20 protein-coding genes are annotated in these 18,840 nt (G+C 65.4%); 18 read left to right on the top strand and 2 right to left on the bottom strand.

Features of this window, described 5'->3' with window-relative positions:
* Nucleotides 1-2 precede the first annotated feature (2 nt).
* Nucleotides 3-659, bottom strand: coding sequence for an acVLRF1 family peptidyl-tRNA hydrolase (locus tag ACX80A_RS08410; RefSeq protein WP_459259260.1), 657 nt, complete (start codon nt 657-659; stop codon nt 3-5).
* Nucleotides 660-752: 93 nt separating this feature from the next.
* Between ACX80A_RS08410 and ACX80A_RS08405 the strand changes: the two genes are divergently transcribed.
* The 14 genes from ACX80A_RS08405 to ACX80A_RS08340 all read left to right on the top strand — a co-directional run bounded on the left by ACX80A_RS08405 (nt 753) and on the right by ACX80A_RS08340 (nt 13,875).
* Nucleotides 753-2,150 (top strand): replication-associated recombination protein A, encoded by a 1,398-nt coding sequence (locus tag ACX80A_RS08405; RefSeq protein WP_459259259.1) that lies wholly within the window; start codon nt 753-755, stop codon nt 2,148-2,150.
* A gap of 284 nt (nt 2,151-2,434) precedes the next feature.
* Nucleotides 2,435-3,061 (top strand): 30S ribosomal protein S4, encoded by a 627-nt coding sequence (gene rpsD, locus ACX80A_RS08400; protein ID WP_019482828.1) that lies wholly within the window; start codon nt 2,435-2,437, stop codon nt 3,059-3,061.
* Between the two features lie 146 nt (nt 3,062-3,207).
* Nucleotides 3,208-3,582, top strand: coding sequence for a DUF948 domain-containing protein (locus ACX80A_RS08395; protein ID WP_459259258.1), 375 nt, complete (start codon nt 3,208-3,210; stop codon nt 3,580-3,582).
* Nucleotides 3,583-3,589: 7 nt separating this feature from the next.
* Nucleotides 3,590-3,847, top strand: coding sequence for a DUF6167 family protein (locus ACX80A_RS08390; RefSeq protein WP_459259257.1), 258 nt, complete (start codon nt 3,590-3,592; stop codon nt 3,845-3,847).
* A 99-nt stretch (nt 3,848-3,946) separates the two neighbouring features.
* Entirely contained in the window at nt 3,947-6,625 is a 2,679-nt protein-coding gene (alaS, locus tag ACX80A_RS08385; RefSeq protein WP_459259256.1) for an alanine--tRNA ligase, read from the top strand.
* A gap of 18 nt (nt 6,626-6,643) precedes the next feature.
* Nucleotides 6,644-7,240 carry a Holliday junction resolvase RuvX gene (gene ruvX / locus ACX80A_RS08380; RefSeq protein ID WP_459259255.1) on the top strand — a complete coding sequence of 199 codons (597 nt, stop codon included), beginning with the start codon at nt 6,644-6,646 and terminating at the stop codon, nt 7,238-7,240.
* Nucleotides 7,237-8,475 carry an endolytic transglycosylase MltG gene (mltG, locus tag ACX80A_RS08375; protein ID WP_459259254.1) on the top strand — a complete coding sequence of 413 codons (1,239 nt, stop codon included), beginning with the start codon at nt 7,237-7,239 and terminating at the stop codon, nt 8,473-8,475. The genes ruvX and mltG overlap by 4 nt, the downstream gene beginning before the upstream one ends.
* Nucleotides 8,476-9,387, top strand: a complete 912-nt coding sequence (locus tag ACX80A_RS08370) for a shikimate dehydrogenase (RefSeq protein WP_459259253.1) — start codon at nt 8,476-8,478, stop codon at nt 9,385-9,387. It abuts the gene before it with no gap.
* Between the two features lie 32 nt (nt 9,388-9,419).
* Nucleotides 9,420-10,619 (top strand): chorismate synthase, encoded by a 1,200-nt coding sequence (gene aroC, locus ACX80A_RS08365; protein WP_459259252.1) that lies wholly within the window; start codon nt 9,420-9,422, stop codon nt 10,617-10,619.
* A complete protein-coding gene (locus tag ACX80A_RS08360) occupies nt 10,619-11,206 on the top strand; it encodes a shikimate kinase (protein ID WP_459259251.1) in 588 nt (195 codons plus the stop codon). The genes aroC and ACX80A_RS08360 overlap by 1 nt, the downstream gene beginning before the upstream one ends.
* Complete coding sequence (aroB, locus tag ACX80A_RS08355; protein ID WP_459259250.1) at nt 11,196-12,305, top strand: 3-dehydroquinate synthase; 1,110 nt, start codon at nt 11,196-11,198, stop codon at nt 12,303-12,305. The genes ACX80A_RS08360 and aroB overlap by 11 nt, the downstream gene beginning before the upstream one ends.
* A gap of 123 nt (nt 12,306-12,428) precedes the next feature.
* Nucleotides 12,429-12,992, top strand: coding sequence for an elongation factor P (gene efp, locus ACX80A_RS08350; protein WP_459259249.1), 564 nt, complete (start codon nt 12,429-12,431; stop codon nt 12,990-12,992).
* On the top strand, nt 12,989-13,399 hold the full coding sequence (gene nusB, locus ACX80A_RS08345) for a transcription antitermination factor NusB (protein ID WP_459259248.1): 411 nt from the start codon (nt 12,989-12,991) through the stop codon (nt 13,397-13,399). Before efp ends, nusB begins: the two co-directional genes overlap by 4 nt.
* A gap of 113 nt (nt 13,400-13,512) precedes the next feature.
* Nucleotides 13,513-13,875 carry a nuclear transport factor 2 family protein gene (locus ACX80A_RS08340; protein ID WP_459259247.1) on the top strand — a complete coding sequence of 121 codons (363 nt, stop codon included), beginning with the start codon at nt 13,513-13,515 and terminating at the stop codon, nt 13,873-13,875.
* 101 nt (nt 13,876-13,976) lie between these two features.
* Here the strand turns inward: ACX80A_RS08340 and ACX80A_RS08335 are convergent, their stop codons facing one another.
* Nucleotides 13,977-15,176, bottom strand: a complete 1,200-nt coding sequence (locus tag ACX80A_RS08335) for a PrsW family intramembrane metalloprotease (protein ID WP_459259246.1) — start codon at nt 15,174-15,176, stop codon at nt 13,977-13,979.
* A gap of 131 nt (nt 15,177-15,307) precedes the next feature.
* Between ACX80A_RS08335 and pyrR the strand changes: the two genes are divergently transcribed.
* The 4 genes from pyrR to ACX80A_RS08315 are packed head-to-tail and all read left to right on the top strand — an operon-like array spanning nt 15,308 to nt 18,814.
* Nucleotides 15,308-15,907 (top strand): bifunctional pyr operon transcriptional regulator/uracil phosphoribosyltransferase PyrR, encoded by a 600-nt coding sequence (pyrR, locus tag ACX80A_RS08330; protein WP_459259382.1) that lies wholly within the window; start codon nt 15,308-15,310, stop codon nt 15,905-15,907.
* The gene (locus ACX80A_RS08325) at nt 15,904-16,914 is read left to right on the top strand and encodes an aspartate carbamoyltransferase catalytic subunit (RefSeq protein ID WP_459259245.1); all 1,011 of its coding nucleotides are present in this window, start codon (nt 15,904-15,906) and stop codon (nt 16,912-16,914) included. The genes pyrR and ACX80A_RS08325 overlap by 4 nt, the downstream gene beginning before the upstream one ends.
* Nucleotides 16,911-18,254, top strand: coding sequence for a dihydroorotase (locus ACX80A_RS08320; protein WP_459259244.1), 1,344 nt, complete (start codon nt 16,911-16,913; stop codon nt 18,252-18,254). Before ACX80A_RS08325 ends, ACX80A_RS08320 begins: the two co-directional genes overlap by 4 nt.
* The gene (locus ACX80A_RS08315; RefSeq protein WP_459259243.1) at nt 18,242-18,814 is read left to right on the top strand and encodes a PH-like domain-containing protein; all 573 of its coding nucleotides are present in this window, start codon (nt 18,242-18,244) and stop codon (nt 18,812-18,814) included. The genes ACX80A_RS08320 and ACX80A_RS08315 overlap by 13 nt, the downstream gene beginning before the upstream one ends.
* The last annotated feature ends 26 nt before the right edge of the window (nt 18,815-18,840 follow it).

Below are 18,840 nucleotides of genomic sequence, written 5' to 3'. Positions count from 1 at the left end.
GGTCAGGGGTCAACAATCATGATCCTGATCGAGCGTGAATCGAGTGCCGCCTGCTTCAGGATGTCGAGTCTCGGATCGGGCACCACGAGGAACTTCATTTGCGGGAGGGATTGGTAGTCCCGCAATAGGGGGTTCGCTAGGGTCTCGGCGGACAGCGGCCGGTCGCCGCCCAACTGGAGAGCGCCCGGATGATGTTCACCGAACAGCCGTGCCGCGTGCAGTGCCGCGGCGTCGGCCAGCCCTGACGCCTGATTGGCTCGACGCCGGGCGAACCGCTGCTGGGACCAACCGCCGGCCGCGGTTCGGGACTGCACATATTTGGTGCCGGTCTTCGACGCGGTCAACCTGCCATTCTCGGCCACGCCGACCGCGTAACCACCCCGCCGCACCAGCACGATCCCGATCAGGCGCTCACTGGTGGCCGAGGCAATGAGGTCATCGACGCTTGTACCGTCAGGGCCGGATTCCGCCGCAAAGTTCCCCGGCGGCTCCAGCAGGGCCACGCACCCGTTGGTGCCGCGCAGCATCAGCCCGCCGCGCGAGCGGACGTCGGCGTCATGCTCTGCGGTCGCCGCCAGGCCGCCGTTCCCGGCAACGAACCGCTCCACCCAGCCGGGCAGGCGTTCGGGCGACACCAACACGTGGCGCGGTGATCCCATGACTACTCCTTCTGCCCGCTGACGGCGTGTACCTTGGCTCCAGCGCGGCTGCCGATGCTCCCGCCGTCAGTGCTTCACAGTAGCCTTGGCAGTGTGAATGATCTATTCAGTGCAGCCTACGGATCTGACGACGAGGACGACGACGCCGCGCCCACCCGCAGCGCCAGCAGCGAACGCCACCGGAGCCCGCTCGCGGTCAGAATGCGTCCTCGCTCCATCGACGAAGTGGTGGGGCAGCAGCACCTCCTCGGGCCGGGCTCGCCCCTGCGCAGCCTGGCCGGCGACGCCGACCGCACGGGACCGGCCGGACCGTCTTCGGTCATCCTGTGGGGCCCGCCGGGAACAGGCAAGACCACCCTCGCCCACGTCATCGCCCGGGGTCGCGGCAGAACCTTTGTTGAGCTCTCAGCCATCACCGCGGGAGTGAAGGACGTGCGCCGGGTCATGGACGAGGCGCTCACCGCCCGCGACCTACACCGCACCACCACTGTGCTGTTCCTCGACGAAATTCACCGGTTCAACAAGGCGCAGCAGGACGCTCTGCTGCCCGGTGTTGAGAACCGGTGGGTTGTCCTGATCGCGGCTACCACTGAGAACCCCTCGTTTTCGGTGGTGTCACCGCTGCTGTCCCGGTCCCTGTTGCAAACCCTGAAACCCCTGACCGAAGTCGACGTCGCTGGCCTCCTGACCCGGGCAGTCGAGGATCCGCGCGGCCTCGACGGGTCGGTGCGGGTCAGCGATGGCGCCATGGAGCACCTGGTCCGGCTCGCCGCCGGGGATGCCCGCCGTGGTCTGACGGCGCTGGAAGCGGCTGCGGGTGTTGCCCATTCGGCCAGCGACGATCCCACTATGCCCGTGCTGGTGGAGCTAGAGCACGCCGAGAAAGCTGTCGATGTGGCCGCCCTGCGGTATGACCGCGCCGGGGACCAGCATTACGACGTCGCCAGCGCGTTGATCAAGTCCCTGCGGGGGTCCGACGTCGACGCAGCGCTTCACTACCTGGCGAAGATGCTCGAAGCGGGGGAGGACCCCCGTTTTGTGGCACGACGGCTCATGATCTCGGCGGCTGAGGACGTCGGCATGGCGGACCCGACGGCGCTGCAGACAGCCGTTGCCGCCGCGCAGGCGGTGGCGCTGATCGGCATGCCGGAGGGACGGATCATCCTGGCTGAGGCCGTCGTGCACATTGCCACGGCACCCAAGTCCAACGCGTCCTACAACGGAATCAACGCAGCTGTCGCGGATGTGCGGGCGGGCCGAGGCCAGGGAATCCCGCAACATCTGCGGGACGCCCACTACCCCGGGGCCAAACAACTAGGTCATGGGAGCGGGTATGTGTATTCGCATGATGAGCCGCACGGCATCGCTACCCAGCAGTACGCGCCCGACGATCTGGCCGGGCACAACTACTACCTCCCGACCGACCGGGGCGCCGAACGGGACATTGGTTCGCGGCTGGCGCGCCTCCGGCGGATCATCCGCGGGAAGTGACTCCCCGGTGATTCCCCAGTGATTCCCCGGTGCCCGCCCGGCACTGCTAGGATTGTCGGTTGACTGGCAAGTCGCGTTGCGCGCACCCACCATCTACTAGATATTCGCTCCGGCGGTCTCCTGTAGTCATGGGTTGCCCGCAGGGTGAACTGTAGTACCGGGAAGCGGCCACTCCCGGCTCTCCGCAAGTGGAGGCCAGCGACACTGAAAGTGCCTGCCGTTCAGCTGGGTTACACCGGTTGAACTGCAGTGCTGCTTTGCCGCAAAAATAATGGAAGGTATTCGTGGCTAACAACACACGTGCCCGCCGTAAGGTTCGCATTTCGCGTGCCCTCGGCATTGCTTTGACCCCAAAGGCCGAAAAGTATCTGGAACGTCGGCCGTACGCGCCCGGCCAGCACGGACGCGCCCGTCGCAAGCAGGACAGTGACTACGCTGTACGGTTGCGCGAAAAGCAGCGTCTGCGCGCCCAGTACGGCATCCGCGAAGCCCAGATGACCCGGGTCTTCGAAGAAGCCCGTCGGACCAAGGGCCTGACTGGTGAGAACCTGATTGAACTGCTCGAAATGCGTCTCGATGCCCTGGTGCTCCGCGCCGGTTTCGCCCGCACCAGCGCGCAGGCCCGTCAGCTTGTGGTTCACCGTCACATCATGGTTGACGGTTCACGCGTTGACCGCCCGTCCTACCGCGTCGCCGAAGGACAGCTCATTCACGTTCACCCTCGCAGCGAGGTCCTCGACCCGCTGCAGGTTGCCGCCGCAGGCGCGCACCGCGACGTGTTGCCAGCAGTTCCCGGGTACCTGGAGGTCCAGTTGGACAAGCTTCAGGCTCGCCTGGTGCGCCGCCCCAAGCGCTCCGAGGTCCCCGTGACCTGTGAAGAGCAGCTCGTGGTGGAGTACTACGCACGCTAATTCCTGCGCTATTTCAGCAAGGATCCTACTCGAAGGCCCGCGGCACACGCCGCGGGCCTTCGAGTAGGTAAGGTACAGAGGTAACTTATCGCCGCTGAGCTATCGACGCCCAGGCGGCCTACCTGATTCAAAAGGAGACACGATCCATGTCTGGTGGAGATATCGCCGGTCTCATCGCAGCCGGTGTGTTCGCAGTGCTGGTAGCGCTGCTCGCTGTGCCGGTGTGGAAGCTCGGTAAAGTTTTTGACGAACTGCGGACCACCATCAGGTGCCTCAGCAACGAGACCACCCCCCTGATCGAAGAGGTGACAAGCACTGTCACTACCACGCATCAGCAGTTGAAGAACGTTGATGGCATCACGTCCAACGTCTCCGACGCGACAGCCAACCTCTCCGCCCTGTCCTCGCTGGTCGCAGCTACCGTCGGCGCACCGCTGATCAAGGTGGCGGCGTTCTCCTACGGGGTCCGGACCGCCCTCGCCGGTCGAAGCAAGCCAGCCCCCCGCCGTCGGAGCCGTTGAGGAAACCATGAAAAATACAATGATTATGCGGGTTATCTGGATGGGTGCCGGTGTCGCTATCGGCGTGATCGCCGTGCGCAAGCTGACCTCGGTTGCTGACAGCTACGGACCGGCCGGGCTGAACCGTGCGATGGGCGAGGTCACCGACGGCATCGCCAACTTCGCCGATACGCTGCGATCCGGAATGCAGGAGCGCGAAGCCGACCTCCGCGCGGCCCTTGGCATCGACCCCGCCGCCAGCCGCCCCGAGCGGGCCGGTCACTGACTTGCCCGCTGGCTTTCAGGCCGGCCCTGCACTGCGGATCCAGTGAGGCGCTACCCACAGGATCCTTCACTGAACAGATCATAAGGACTGATAGCTTTCATGAAATCGCATGAGATTGCACGCCGCTGGCTCGCCTATTTCGAGGGCAAGGGGCACACTGTTGTGCCGTCGGCGTCGCTGGTGTCGACCGACCCGTCCCTGCTGTTCAATATTGCTGGCATGGTTCCTTTCATCCCTTATCTGACGGCGCGCGAAAAGGCGCCGTTTGACAGGGCCACCAGCATTCAGAAGTGCATCCGGACCGGAGACATTGAGGAAGTCGGCAAGACGGCCCGCCATGGCACGTTCTTCCAAATGTGCGGCAACTTCTCCTTCGGTGATTACTTCAAGGAGGGCGCCATCCCCATGGCGTGGGAACTCCTGACCTCCTCTCTCGACGACGGCGGTTTCGGCCTGGACCCCGACCGCCTCTGGGTCACCGTGTATCAGGACGACGACGAAGCCCTCGCCATCTGGCGCGACCAGGTGGGCATTCCCGCCGAACGGATCCAGAAGCTTGGCGAAGCCGAAAACTACTGGAGCACCGGGCAGCCCGGCCCCGGCGGCCCCTGCTCGGAAATCTTTTACGATCGTGGACCGGAGTACGGTATTGCCGGCGGTCCCGCCACCGACTCACCCCGGTACATTGAAATCTGGAACCTGGTGTTCATGCAATACCAGCTTTCAGCGGTCCGCAGCAAGGAAGACTTCGATATCGCCGGCGAGCTGCCAGCGAAGAACATCGACACCGGCCTGGGCCTGGAGCGCCTTGCGCTGGTGCTGCAGGGTGTCGAAAACATGTACGAAACCGATCAGGTTCGCCCCGTCCTCGACCGTGCTGCCGAACTGTCAGGCAAGACCTACACGAGCGCGGAGTCGGACACCGATCCGCATCACACGGACGACGTCCGCATGCGGGTCGTCGCCGACCACATTCGGTCAGCCCTGATGCTCATCGCCGACGGCGTCACCCCCTCCAACGAGGGCCGCGGGTATGTGCTGCGCAGGCTGATCCGCCGTGCCGTCCGTGCCATGCGCCTGCTCGGCGTCGAGCGCGCGTGTCTGCCGGAGTTGCTGCCGGCGTCCCGGGATGCCATGAAGGGCACCTACCCGGAGGTGGAGAAGGACTTTGAGCGGATCAGCCGGATCGCTTATGCCGAGGAGCGTGCGTTCCTGCGCACCATTGCCTCGGGCACCGCGCGCCTCGAAGGAGCGGTCCAGGAATCCAAGGCTGCAGGCCGGCCTCTGTCCGGTGAGGACGCGTTCGCTTTGCACGACACGTTCGGGTTCCCCATCGACCTGACCCTGGAAATGGCCGCCGAGGCTGGCCTGGCTGTCGACGCGGACGGGTTCCGGGCGCTGATGCTGGAACAGCGCCAGCGTGCACAGGCCGACGCCCGGGGCAAAAAAGCCGGTCAGGCCGACCTCTCGGTCTTCACTGAACTGCTGGCCAGCGGCCAGACAGTCTTCACCGGGTACGACGAGCTCACCACCGAGTCACACGTCGCCGCAATAGTGCGCGACGGCGTCGCCGTGCCCGCTGCGGCCCAGGGCGAGGAAATCGACCTGATCCTGGACCAGACCCCGTTCTACGCCGAGGCTGGTGGTCAGGCCGCCGACGTCGGCCTCATCACGGGCAACGGTTTCGTCGTCGAGGTGCTGGACGTTCAGCGACCCGTGAAGGGTCTGAGCGTGCACCGCGCCGTCGTCAGGGAGGGCGAGTTGTCGGTCGGTGCACCGGTCGTGGCAGCCGTGGACCGGCAGCGTCGTCACGCGGGGGAGCAGGCCCACTCGGGTACCCACATCGTGCATGCCGCCCTGCATCAGATTCTCGGCCCCGAGGCGCTGCAGCGCGGCTCTTTCAACAAGGCCGGTTACCTGCGGTTCGACTTCTCCTGGGGTGAAGGGATCAGTGCCGGGGCCAAGTCGGAGATCGAAGAGGTCTCCAATATTGCCATCCGTAACAACCACACGGTGGAAACCAAGCTGATGAAACTCGCCGAGGCAAAAGCGCTCGGCGCGACAGCGCTGTTCGGTGAGGCTTACGGCGACACCGTGCGGGTGGTCGAGATTGACGGCGACTGGTCTCGTGAACTCTGTGGCGGCACCCACGTCGGGTCGACGTCGCTGATCGGTTCCCTCACCCTGCTCGGTGAACAGTCGGTGGGTTCAGGAAACCGACGGGTCGAAGCCCTGGTCGGCATGGACGCGTTCCGTCATCTCGCGGCTGAGCGTGCATTGGTCACCGAGCTGTCCGACATGCTCAAGGTGCCGTCAGTCCAGCTCCCGGAACGGCTGTCCGCCACCCTGGCCAAGCTCAAGACAGCCGAAAAGGAACTTGAACGGCTCCGCAGGGAGGCCCTGAGTGCTTCCGCTGCGGCGCTCACGGGGAGCGCTGTCGACGTCGACGGCGTCCGCCTCCTCGCACACGACGCTGGCACGATAGGCGGCGCCGACGACCTGCGGACTCTCGCACTGGATCTCCGGAACCGGCTCGGATCGGGCCCCGCGGTGGTGGCGACTGCGGGAGTCAGCAACGACCGGCCCATGGTGCTGGTGGCGACCAACGAGGAAGCCCGCGCGGCCGGCGTGAAGGCTGGCGCCCTGGTCCGGGTTGCCGCCGGAATACTCGGTGGCGGCGGTGGTGGTAAGGACGACGTCGCCCAGGGTGGCGGCTCGGACCCCGCTCAGGTTGGCGCCGCCCTGACGGCCATCCGGGCCGCTGTCGCGTCCCGCTGACCGGCTCCCGTGGCATCAATGACCGATCACCCAGCCATTCCTGCCGACGACTATCCGCGCGGCGTCAAGCTCGGCGTCGACGTTGGGATGGTCAGGGTGGGAGTGGCCAGCAGCGACAGCGGGTCTCTCCTCGCCACACCGGTGCGGACCATGAAACGGGATCTGAAGAAGAAGTCAGACCTCAATATCCTGGTCCGGGAGATCACCGAGCGTGACGCGGTTCAGGTGTTTGTCGGGTTGCCCCGGAACCTGAACGGCAGTGACTCGGCCTCAACTGACATGGCGCGCGGGTACGCGGTGGAGCTGGCGAACGCCATCGCGCGGGCGGGCCTTTCCGTCAGCGTCCGGCTCATTGACGAGCGACTGAGCACCGTTTCAGCGCACCGGTCGTTGCGTCAAGCTGGCTTGAATACCCGCAACCATCGTAAGGTGGTAGATCAGGTGGCAGCTGTGGAAATTCTCCAGCACGCCATCGACATGCAACGGTCGCAGCTGCGGGATGTGGGGGATCCGGTCGCAGCGCGGCAGCGGATCCACTCATCAGGGGATCCGCTGACCCCTACCAAGGAGCCAGACATTACGGACAACAGCTGCGAAAGGAACCCCGAACTGTGAGCCATCAGCACCCGCAGTTCCCGGCCGCCGACAGCGAGCCTGGCCGTCACACCGACGACGGTCGGCACGACGACGGGTACGACGATCCTCACGAGGAGACAATCCAGCCGGTGGAACAGTTCTTCGAACCACGGTCGGGCCACGGGCGTACCCGCCGGCCCTCGAAGGCCAAACTGCGTCGGCGTCGGCGCCGTACGGTGATCATGCTGGTGGTCGTCCTTGCCTTCATCGGCGTGGTTGTGGCCGTATCGCTCATGCTGCGTGACCTGCTGGGGCTCAACGACATTACCGACTACGCAGGACCCGGCGAGGGCAGCGTGGTCTTCACCGTCCCCGAGGGTGCCGGCCCACTGGCCATCGGCACTGGCCTCGAAGCCGAGGATATCGTCGCTGACGGGTCCGAATTCGTTTCCGCCCTGCAGCAGGTAGCGGACGGTCGGGAGGTGCAGCCCGGGGAGTATGAGCTGAGTTACCAGATGACCTCCGAGGGTGCCGCCCTTGCCCTGCTCGACGTTGAGGCGAATAAGGTGAACTACGCCGCCGTCGCGCAGGGCCTCCGGCAGGGCGAAACGCTGGATATCCTTGCCGAATCGACGGCCATTCCGCGTGAAGAATTCGATGAGCTGGCCGCCGAACCCACCCAGTTCGGCCTCCCCGAGAACGCAAAGAATCTTGAGGGCTACCTCGCACCGGGTGAATACAGGTTCGACGTCGACGCGACCGCGACCGAGATGATCCAGAGCATGGTGGATGCGTCGTTCGCCCTGCTGGAGGACGCCGGGGTCACCGATCCCGCGGAGCAGTTCAAGATCCTGACCATCGGCAGCATTATCGAAGCTGAGGCAGGTGAAGCCGATTACGCTGCGGTGTCCGGTGCCATAGAGAACCGTTTGCAGGAAGATAATACCGAGACAAACGGGCTCATCCAGTCCGACGCGACGGTCACGTATGGCCTGGACCGGCGGAGTTTTGACTTCACCGAAGAGGAACGCGCCGACGAATCCAATCCCTACAACACGTTCGCCAACCCGGGATTGCCGGTGGGACCGATCGGCTCGCCGGGGGCCGAGGCCATCGCAGCGGCAGTCAATCCCGCCGACGTGCCCTTCTACTATTGGGTCACTGTCGATCTCGACACGGGCGAAACCAAGTTCTCCGAGACCCTCGCCGAACATGCTGTTTATGTTGCCGAATACCAGGCCTGGTGCTCCGAGAACCCCGGCAGGTGCAGCTAGGTGATCTCGTCGGCGGTCTCCGCCGCAGGCACACCTGACCGTAACCGCCAGCAGCGGGCAGCAGTGATCGGGAGCCCCATCGTGCACTCCCGATCACCAGCGCTGCACCGTGCCGCCTACGCCTACCTGGGCTTCGACTGCAGCTACGACGCTATCGAGGTTCCGCCGCCGGAGTTGGAGTCATTCGTCGCGCAGGTCCGCGCCGCCGACGAGTGGCGCGGCGTCTCGGTTACCATGCCACACAAGGCAACCATGGTTCCCCTGGTGGACCGGTTGAGCGGACCCGCTGCAGTGATTAGGGTCCTGAACACGGTAACTGTCGACGGGACCGGCCCGGAGCGTGTCTTGACCGGCCACAACACCGACGTCGCCGGCATTGTCGGCGCGCTTAGGTACGGCGGGGTACCCGACCCTCCCGGCTCGGCAGTCGTTCTGGGCGGCGGGGGAACTGCGGCAGCGTCGCTGGCGGCGCTGCAACTGCTTGGTGCGGACCGGGTCACCGTCGTCGTCCGTTCCCCGGAGCGGGCCGCCTCCCTGCGGAACCTGGGACGGACCCTCAACCTCGGTATTGAGCTCCGGGAGTGGAGCAGTGCAGCGCAGAGTGTCCGGAACGCCAATGTCGTCATTTCCACGTTGCCTCCGCGCGGCGCCGACATGCTCGGTCAGGAACTCCTCGCAGCCCCTTCAGTACCGGCAGCAGTTCCGCCAGTGTTGCTTGATGTCGCCTACGAGCCCTGGCCCAGCCCTCTCGCCAGCGCCTGGCACTCAGGGGGAGGCGTCATCGTTCCGGGGCTGGAGATGCTCATCTATCAGGCGGTGGAGCAGGTCAGACTGTTTTCGGGGACCGCTTTCACCGATGAGGCTGCGGTCCTAAAAGTCATGTGTGACGCGGTCGGAGCTCCCGCACGCTGAAACAGCAGCGTCACCGTGGCAGGATTGGAAGCATGTTGCGTTGGTTAACTGCCGGAGAATCCCACGGACCGGCACTGGTGGGAATTATTGAAGGAATGCCCGCGGGCGTGGAAATCACAAGCAGTGATATCCAGGCCGCGCTGGCCCGCAGGCGTCTCGGCTACGGTCGGGGCGCCCGGATGAAGTTCGAGCAGGATCAGGTCAGCATCATCGGGGGTGTCCGGCACGGGGTCACGCAGGGCGGGCCGGTCGCCGTACAGGTGGGCAACACCGAGTGGCCCAAGTGGGACCAGATTATGTCCGCCGACCCGGTGGACCCGGCCGAACTGGCCGAGCTGGCCCGTAACGCGCCGCTCACCCGCCCGCGTCCGGGCCACGCCGACTTCACCGGAATGCAGAAGTACGGGTTCGATGAGGCCCGGCCGGTACTTGAGCGTGCCAGCGCCCGGGAAACGGCTGCCCGCGTTGCCTTGGGCGAGGTAGCCGCACGATTCCTGTCCGCGCTCGGCATCAGTCTCGTCAGCCACACGGTTGCTATCGCCTCGGTCGCTGTCCCCGAAGGTTCAGCGCTGCCCCGGCCCACCGATGTGCTTGCCCTGGATCAGGATCCGCTGCGCTGCTTCGACCGGGAGACGTCCCTGGCCATGGTCTCGGAGGTGGATGCCGCCCACAAGGAGGGCGAAACCCTCGGCGGCGTGGTTGAGGTAGTGGTGTACGGACTGCCACCGGGTTTGGGAAGTTACGTCCACTGGGACCGGAGGCTCGATTCCCGGCTCGCTGCGGCACTCATGGGGATTCAGGCCATCAAGGGCGTCGAGGTGGGCGACGGGTTCCTCACCGCGGCCCGGCGAGGGTCGAAAGCACACGACGAGATGGTGCGCGGTGACTCAGGCATGATCGAGCGCACCAGCAACCGCGCAGGCGGGATCGAAGGTGGCATGAGTATCGGCGACACCCTCCGGGTTCGCGCCGCCATGAAGCCCATCGCTACCGTCCCACGGGCTTTGCGCACCATCGATGTCAGCACCGGAGACGCAGCCCGCGCCCACCACCAGCGCTCCGACGTCTGCGCCGTACCAGCAGCAGGCGTGGTCGCCGAGGCCATGGTGGCCCTGGTGATTGCCGAAGCGGTGACCGAGAAGTTCGGCGGGGACTCAGTCCAGGAAACCGCCCGCAACCTCGCCGCGTACCTGGCAGCCATTCCCACGTCGCTGAATTCGGCCGGGAACTGATGCCCTCACCCGCCGTCGGGCCGGTAGTTTTCATCGGACTGATGGCTACCGGAAAATCCGCCGTCGGAGCCAGCCTCGCCGCCCGCCTGGGCTGGAGCTTCGTCGACACGGACCAGCTCATCGTCAAACGGCACGGTCGGATCAGCACGATTTTCGCCCAGCAGGGCGAGCCTGCGTTCAGGGCGCTGGAGGCGCGGCTGGTCGCCGAGGTTCTCAGTGACGCTTCAGCCAACCAAGTGGTCTCACTGGGCGGCGGCGCCGTCCTCGACGAAGGAACCCGGACTCTCCTCGGCGGCGCGCGGGTAGTCTTCCTGGACGCTGACCTGAGTACCGTGCGAGGCCGGATAACCCGCGACCGGAGCAGGCCGCTCCTGGCCGGCGACCCGATCGAAGCCTGGTCCCGGATGGATCGGGAACGCCGACCGGTTTACGAAAGCCTGGCCAACTATGTGCTCGACACCCGGGGCCGCAGCATCGATCAACTCGTCGCCGAGCTCACCCAAGAACTGCAGTCCGCACAGAACAGTCAGCCTGCACAGAACAGTCAGCCCGCACAGAACAGAGGAAGGGACAGTCATGGCGAATGAGCCGACAGCCGCCAAAGACCCGACAGTCATCAAGGTCACCGGAACCACCACGGCTGAAAACTATGAGGTCATCATCGGCCACGGGCTGCTGGAACGGCTCCCGGCCGTCCTGGGTGAGCGGGTGCGCCGCGTCCTGGTGATCCACCCACGGGCGCTCAGGAGCACCGGCGACACCGTGCGCGCCGAGTTGGCGGACGCCGGTTTCACCGCCGTGACGGCAGAAATTCCCGACGCCGAAGAAGGCAAGCATATTCAGGTAGCCGCCTTCTGCTGGCAGGTCCTGGGGCAAAACGACTTCACCCGCTCCGACGCAGTCGTCGCAGTGGGTGGAGGAGCGGTCACCGACCTGGCCGGCTTCGTCGCTGCCACCTGGCTGCGCGGCGTGAAGGTGGTGCACCTTCCTACGAGCCTGCTCGGTATGGTTGACGCCGCCGTCGGCGGTAAGACCGGAATCAACACGGCCGAGGGTAAAAACCTGGTCGGAGCGTTCCACCCACCGGCGGCCGTTCTGGCGGACCTCGATGCTCTGGCCACGCTGCCCCGCAACGAGCTGCTGACCGGCATGGCCGAGGTAGTCAAATGCGGTTTCATCGCCGATCCACGCATCCTTGAGCTGATTGAGGCCGATCCCGCTGCAGTGTCTGACGCCGGCTCCGCCACGGTCCGGGAACTCATCGAGCGGGCCGTGGCCGTGAAGGCCGAATTTGTGTCGGAGGACCTCAGGGACCACGGGCGCCGCGAATTCCTCAATTACGGGCACACCCTGGGCCACTCCATTGAACTAGCCGAACGCTACTCCTGGCGTCACGGCGCCGCCGTATCGGTGGGACTGGTGTTCGCCGCCGAGCTTTCCCGCATGGTCGGCCGGCTCAGCGACGAGGCAGCCGACCGCCACCGCAGCGTTCTCGAGCTCCTCGAGCTGCCGGTGACTTATCGCCGGGACCGTTGGGCGGCCCTGCTGGACGGGATGCGCCGGGACAAGAAGTCACGGGGTGACCTCCTACGCTTCGTGGTGCTCGACGACGTCGCCCGCCCCGGAATGCTCGAGGTACCCGACACCTCGCTGCTGTTTGCCGCCTACCAGGAGATTGCTTCCTAACACCGCACCGCGCCCGGTGGTCGCACCGCAAGGTAGAATGGGCTCTGGACTTTTCCCACCTCATCACATGTGGCTCCGGATGTTACTGCCCGGGCGCTGATGGTTTAACACGAAAGAGACCCTGTGGCTACCACAAACGACATCAAAAACGGCACGGTGCTAAAGCTTGAAGGCAACCTGTGGAACGTTCTCGAGTTCCAGCACGTCAAGCCAGGCAAGGGCGGCGCCTTTGTCCGTACCAAGCTGCGCAACATCCTGTCGGGCAAGGTAGTCGACAAGACTTTCAACGCCGGCCTGAAGATCGAGACCGCCACAGTGGACCGCCGTGATTACCAGTACCTGTACAAGGACGGCGAAGATTTTGTGTTCATGGACACCTCGGACTTCGATCAGCTCACCGTTCCCGGCAAGACTGTCGGCCCGGCCGAGAATTTCATGCTCGAAAGCCTGATGGTCACCATTGCCATGCACGAAGGGTCGGCCCTCTATGTCGAGCTTCCACCGTCGGTGGTTCTCGAGGTGACCTACACCGAGCCGGGTCTGCAGGGCGACCGCTCCACCGGTGGCACCAAGCCGGCCACCGTCGAAACCGGTTACGACATTCAAGTCCCACTGTTCCTGGAGACCGGCACCAAGGTCAAAGTCGATACCCGGACTGGCGATTATCTGGGACGCGTCAACGAGTGAGCGCCCGCAGTAAAGCCCGCCGCAGGGCACTCGACATCCTTTTCGAGGCGGAGCAGCGCTCCGTCTCGCCCCTTGAGGCGCTCAAAGCCCGGCGCGAGAAGACCGACACGGTGGTGGCCCCCTACTCGGTGGACATCATCGAGGGCGTCATGACCCAGGGCGAGCAGATTGACGAGTTCCTGGGCACCTACTCACAGGGCTGGACCCTTGACCGGATGCCGGCAGTGGACCGGATGATCCTCCGGGTGGGCGCCTGGGAGTTGCTTTACAACGCGGACGTGCCCGACGGCGTCGCCGTTAGCGAGGCGGTCGAGCTCGCTAAAATGCTCTCCACCGACGAGTCGCCAGCCTTCGTCAACGGCCTGTTGGGTCGCCTCCAGCAGCTCAAGCCGACGCTGCTCGCCTAGCAGCAGCGCCCGGCCCTGGCTGGGCCGTTGGCCCAGCGGATAAAGGCATAGCCTTGCCCGGAAATCGGTAATAACATTGGTTATTACTGGATTCACTGGCAGGGAGAAAAGTCATGAAAACCAAATCTTCGTTCGGGATCGAGGCGCTCCGCCGCGGCATTGAGGGACGGGACGCCACCCTACTGGCATCGCTCTACTCGGAGAATGCGGAGCTTACCGAAGTAGACAACGAGCACCCGCCGGCGCGGCCGCGTACCTTCCGGGGCAGCGAACAGATTGCCGAGCATCTCCGCGATGTCTGTTCGCGGGAAATGTCCCACAAACTGGAAAGCCCGGTGGTAAGCGGCAATCGGTTGGCCTACACGGAGGCCTGCCGGTACGACGACGGTACGGACGTCCTGTGCATGGCCACCGCCGATCTGGACAGCGAGGGCAAGATCGTTCGGCAGGTGGCGGTCACCGCCTGGGGCAGCTGAGCCGTAGCCAGAACTGAGCCGGATCCCGGGACTGAGGCGTAGGCTTCAAGACGGCGTAAATTCAAGACGGCGTAGGTTTCAAGACGGCGTAGGTTTCAAGACTAGGTTCCGTCCCGGTGGTGTGCGTTGCCCGCTGCCGTTCTCACGAGTTCGTTGCGGAGCCGGGTGACGTCGGCTAGGAGCAGTTGTTCGCGGGCGAGGTTCAGTTGCGGGTCATGGCCGGCAAGGAGGCGCTGCCGGGTAAACGCCAGGCGGGTGGCGGACCTGATGAAGGCCTTCATGCTGCGCTGTCGGCCGAACCGGCGTGACCAGCCGAGCGCCTGCGACCGCCCGCCCCTGGTGGCCAGCATGGTGACTTCCTGCGGGGTGAACCAGCCAGCCGCCGCATAGCCGCCGAGTCGGTCCTCGGTGAGGCGCCGTTCGGCCCGCCGCAGAACTATGATGCTTGTCAGTGCGGCGAGAAAGAGCGGGAGCTGGATCAGGAAGTAGAACTCGAAAAAGTCGGTAAACAGCACCAGCAGGCCGCCATTCCACAACATGTGCCCGGCAATAGCCGGCACCAGGCCCGCTACGAAAGCCGGAAAGATATACCGTGTGCCGGTGCGGGCAACGGCCACGCCCAGCACCGCACCCAGCGCGGCGGTAAACATGACATGGGCAAACGGGGAGAACAGGCCCCTGATCACGAAGACCGCAACCAGTTCACCCAGGCCACCGCCATCCAGTGCCGCAGCCCCGAAGTACAGAATATTTTCGGTGAACGCGAATCCCGCGCCGACCATCCCGGCGTACACAATGCCGTCCACCGGCCCGTCAAAGTGGCTACGCCGGGAGTACACCAGCACCAGGACGCCGAGCCCCTTGGCGATTTCCTCCACCAGGGGCGCCTGCAGTACGGGGCCGATCACGTCCGACGGGGTCGACGCCAACGCGAGCGACAGCAGTTCTGTGACATAGCTTCCCAGAATCAGGGTCGCGACTACCGAGATGCCGGCGCCCCACAGGAACGCAAACCAGAGCGCGCCGCGCGGTTCGGGATCCCAACGGTCAATCCACATCAATCCCGCCACGCAGATGGACAGCGGGATCAACGCGAGAATTCCGCACACGATCAAGGCTCCGCCGCCGAGGGTAGTGCTGAGGAACCAGGTCAGAATCACCAAAACCAGCGCTGCCACGGCCACCAGAAGCACATTGAGCACACCGGGACCCCGACGGATGGCCCGGTCCCATAGGGGCTGGACAGGTTGCGGTGATCCCCAGGGTGGTGGTGCAGTAGTCGTTTTCGCGGTTGCTCTCATCTTCACAGACTAGATCGTCACGGGGCTGATCGGGATGGGAAGGTCGGTTACCCGCTGTGATAGTTTTGACAACGCAACCAACCTTTAAGTTCCGTCCTGTGAGGCGGGGAAGGAGGAAGCGTCCAATGACCATGCCTGCACCTCAGCCCGAGAGTGTTGTGTCGCGTGTCGTTCTCGCCGAAGCCGATATTGACCGAGCGCTTACCCGCATCGCCCACGAAATCCTTGAAGCCAATAAGGGCACCGCTGATTTGGTGCTGTTGGGCATCCCGCGGCGAGGTTATCCGCTCGCCCAGCGTCTTGCCCGCAATATCGCCGCAGCCGAATACCAGGCCACCGGGTCGCGGCTTGATCCGGCCCTCATAGTGGGCCAGCTTGATGTGACGATGTTCCGTGACGACCTCCGCCACCACCCCACCCGGCCGCCACTGCCAACCCAGCTGCCGCCGTCGGGCATCGACAACAAAGTGGTGGTCCTGGTTGACGACGTCCTGTATTCCGGGCGGACCATTCGCGCCGCTCTTGACGCCCTGGTGGACCTCGGCCGTCCGCGGGCAGTCCGGCTGGCGGTCCTCGTGGACCGTGGCCACCGCGAGCTGCCCATCCGCGCCGACCACGTAGGCAAGAACCTCCCCACGTCATCGGCCGAAAAGGTCCGCGTTCAGCTGGCCGAAATCGATGTGGTGGCCGGCCGGCCCGTCAACCACGTGGTGATCGAGGGCCCGGCATGAGGCACCTGCTCTCCACCCGCGACCTGTCCCGCGAGGACGCCATCCGTATCCTCGACGTTGCCGAGGAAATGTCGGCGGTCGGCGAACGGGAAATCAAGAAGCTCCCGGCCCTCCGCGGCCGGACGGTGGTGAACCTCTTCTTCGAGGACTCCACCAGAACCCGGATCTCCTTCGAGGCCGCAGCCAAACGGTTGTCCGCTGACGTCATCACCTTCGCCGTCAAGGGCTCCTCGGTGTCCAAGGGCGAATCGCTGAAGGATACTGCGCAGACCCTTGAGGCCATGTCCGCCGATGCGGTGGTGATCAGGCACTGGGCGTCCGGTGCGCCGGCCCGGCTGGCGACGTCGGACTGGATCGATGCGGCGGTGATCAACGCTGGCGACGGGATGCATGAGCACCCCACCCAGGCGCTGCTCGACGCGTTCACGCTTCGCCGCCACTGGGCGAAAATCTCCGGCGTCCCCTCGGTGGGCTCCGACCTGACGGGGATGGCGGTGACGATCGTCGGCGATGTCCTGCATTCCCGGGTGGCCCGCTCCAACCTGTGGCTGCTGGAGACCCTTGGCGCTTCGGTGACACTGGTCGCCCCGCCCACCCTGGTCCCGGTAGGCGCCGAGCAGTGGCCGTGCAGGATCACTTACAACCTTGACGAGGCGCTGGCGGCGGGCCCCGACGCGGTGATGATGCTGCGGCTGCAGGCCGAGCGCATGAACGCGGCCTTCTTCCCCTCGACCCGCGAGTACTCCCGGCGTTGGGGGTTCGACGACGCCCGGCTGGCGGCGCTGGACACCCACGGACTGGAACACACGGTCATCATGCACCCCGGCCCGATGAACCGGGGCCTTGAAATCTCGGCTGCAGCAGCAGATTCACCCCGCTCCACGGTTCTTGCCCAGGTGCGCAACGGCGTCTCAGTCAGGATGGCCGCCCTCTACCTCCTGCTCTCCGGCGAGGACCAGCCCCATTCCAGCGCAGCCAGCACCCTTACCCAGGAGAACCCACGATGACCTCACCAGCCCCGGCCAGCTACCTCATTCGCGGCGCAGCGCTGCTTGGTCAGGAACGGGCAGACCTGCTCATCTCCGACGGGATCATCGCCGGAGTCGGCCAGAGACTCTCAGCTGCGGGCGCCACGGTCATCGACGCCGATGGTCTCGTTGCGCTCCCCGGTCTGGTGGACCTGCACACCCATCTCCGCGAACCAGGCCGCGAGGACGCGGAGACTGTCGAAACCGGGACCCGCGCCGCCGCGCTGGGCGGGTTCACCGCGGTTCACGCCATGGCCAACAGCACTCCTGTGGCCGACACCGCTGGGGTAGTCGAACAGGTCTACAGCCTGGGACGGCGCGCCGGTTGGGTGGAAGTGCGCCCCGTGGGCGCTGTCACGGTGGGTCTCGGCGGTACCCAACTCGCCGAACTCGGCGCCATGGCGGACTCCCGGGCCAGCGTCAGGGTGTTCTCCGACGACGGCGTGTGCGTCAGCGACCCCGTCCTGATGCGCCGCGCGCTTGAGTACGTCAAGGCGTTCGACGGCGTGATCGCCCAGCATGCCCAGGAACCCCGACTGACCGAGGGCGCCCAGATGAACGAGGGCACTGTCTCCGCGGTGCTCGGACTCGCCGGCTGGCCCGCCGTCGCCGAGGAAAGCATCATCGCCCGGGATGTCCTCCTGGCCCACCACGTGCAGTCCCGGCTGCACGTCTGCCACGTTTCAACAGCGGGGTCGGTGGAGATCATCCGGTGGGCCAAGGCCCGCGGCATCAAGGTCACCGCCGAGGTCACCCCGCACCACCTGCTGCTCACCGACGAACTGGTCCGCAGCTACAACCCGGTTTACAAGGTGAACCCGCCGCTGCGCACGGGCGAGGACGTCCAGGCTCTGCGCGAAGCCCTCGCCGACGGCACCATCGACGTCGTGGGCACCGACCATGCGCCGCACCCCTCCGAACACAAGGACTGTGAGTGGGCGCAGGCAGCGATGGGCATGACCGGACTGGAAACCGCGCTGTCAGTGGTGCAACACACCATGATCTCCACAGGGCTGATGGACTGGGAAGGGTTCGCCCGGGTCACCTCGCGCACTCCGGCACGGATCGGCGGCCTCGACCACCAGGGCCGCCCCCTGTCCGAGGGCGAGGCAGCCAACGTCACACTCGTCGATCCGGCGGCACGCTGGGTAGTCGATCCGGATAAAATGGCCACCATGGGCCGCAACAGCCCGTTTGCCGGCACTGAGCTCCCTGGGGCCGTCCACGCCACGTTCTTTAGGGGCCACCCCACAGTGCTGGAGGGCCGCTTGAATACACCACACCCGACTGCAGCTGAGGAATCATCATGGACTGGCTAACGCCCGTCGCCCTATCACTGGGCACCATCGCCGTCGTCGTCGCCCTCGGCGCCTTGGGCTGGCGCAATCGCCTCGCCCGGCAAAGGGATATCCCGGCCCCGTTCGAGGCCCCCGCAACCCTCAGCGAGCCGCTGTACGTCGCGAACGGACAGTACGTCGTCACGACGACGGCGGGAGACTGGCTCGATCGCATCGCCGTCCATGGGCTGGGCGTCAGGTCCAACGCCACCGCGAGTGTGCATGAGGAAGGCATCCTGATCGTCCGCGGCGGCGCACGTGACCTGTTTATCAGGCGGTCCGACCTCATCAGCGCCAGGCTGGACCGGGGGATGGCCGGCAAGTTCGTTGAAAAGGACGGACTGGTGGTGTTCACCTGGACCCTCAACGGAACCGCCGTCGACACCGGCTTCCGGACCCGCCGCGCCGACGCCCGCACCGGGCTCCTCCATGCCGCCGTGGACCTCGCACCAACGGACCACCGGCACGCAGCCGCGCCTCCACCGATCACCGCTCACCGCACCCCGTCACAGACCCAGAACCCCCCGAAGGACGTACAGTGACAGATTCCAGCCAGCCCGCGCCAGAG

This window comes from Arthrobacter sp. TMN-50, assembly GCF_054511125.1.
This window is presented reverse-complemented; position numbering and strand designations above follow the sequence as displayed.

Excerpts from the sequence above, each read along its gene's own strand:
- ACX80A_RS08410 (WP_459259260.1), bottom strand. The coding sequence starts at position 659 with ATGGGATCACCGCGCCACGTGTTGGTGTCGCCCGAACGCCTGCCCGGC.
- ACX80A_RS08395 (WP_459259258.1), top strand. The coding sequence starts at position 3,208 with ATGTCTGGTGGAGATATCGCCGGTCTCATCGCAGCCGGTGTGTTCGCA.
- ACX80A_RS08390 (WP_459259257.1), top strand. The coding sequence starts at position 3,590 with ATGAAAAATACAATGATTATGCGGGTTATCTGGATGGGTGCCGGTGTC.
- alaS (WP_459259256.1), top strand. The coding sequence starts at position 3,947 with ATGAAATCGCATGAGATTGCACGCCGCTGGCTCGCCTATTTCGAGGGC.
- ruvX (WP_459259255.1), top strand. The coding sequence starts at position 6,644 with ATGACCGATCACCCAGCCATTCCTGCCGACGACTATCCGCGCGGCGTC.
- aroC (WP_459259252.1), top strand. The coding sequence starts at position 9,420 with ATGTTGCGTTGGTTAACTGCCGGAGAATCCCACGGACCGGCACTGGTG.
- ACX80A_RS08360 (WP_459259251.1), top strand. The coding sequence starts at position 10,619 with ATGCCCTCACCCGCCGTCGGGCCGGTAGTTTTCATCGGACTGATGGCT.
- aroB (WP_459259250.1), top strand. The coding sequence starts at position 11,196 with ATGGCGAATGAGCCGACAGCCGCCAAAGACCCGACAGTCATCAAGGTC.
- ACX80A_RS08340 (WP_459259247.1), top strand. The coding sequence starts at position 13,513 with ATGAAAACCAAATCTTCGTTCGGGATCGAGGCGCTCCGCCGCGGCATT.
- ACX80A_RS08335 (WP_459259246.1), bottom strand. The coding sequence starts at position 15,176 with ATGAGAGCAACCGCGAAAACGACTACTGCACCACCACCCTGGGGATCA.
- pyrR (WP_459259382.1), top strand. The coding sequence starts at position 15,308 with ATGCCTGCACCTCAGCCCGAGAGTGTTGTGTCGCGTGTCGTTCTCGCC.
- ACX80A_RS08325 (WP_459259245.1), top strand. The coding sequence starts at position 15,904 with ATGAGGCACCTGCTCTCCACCCGCGACCTGTCCCGCGAGGACGCCATC.
- ACX80A_RS08320 (WP_459259244.1), top strand. The coding sequence starts at position 16,911 with ATGACCTCACCAGCCCCGGCCAGCTACCTCATTCGCGGCGCAGCGCTG.
- ACX80A_RS08315 (WP_459259243.1), top strand. The coding sequence starts at position 18,242 with ATGGACTGGCTAACGCCCGTCGCCCTATCACTGGGCACCATCGCCGTC.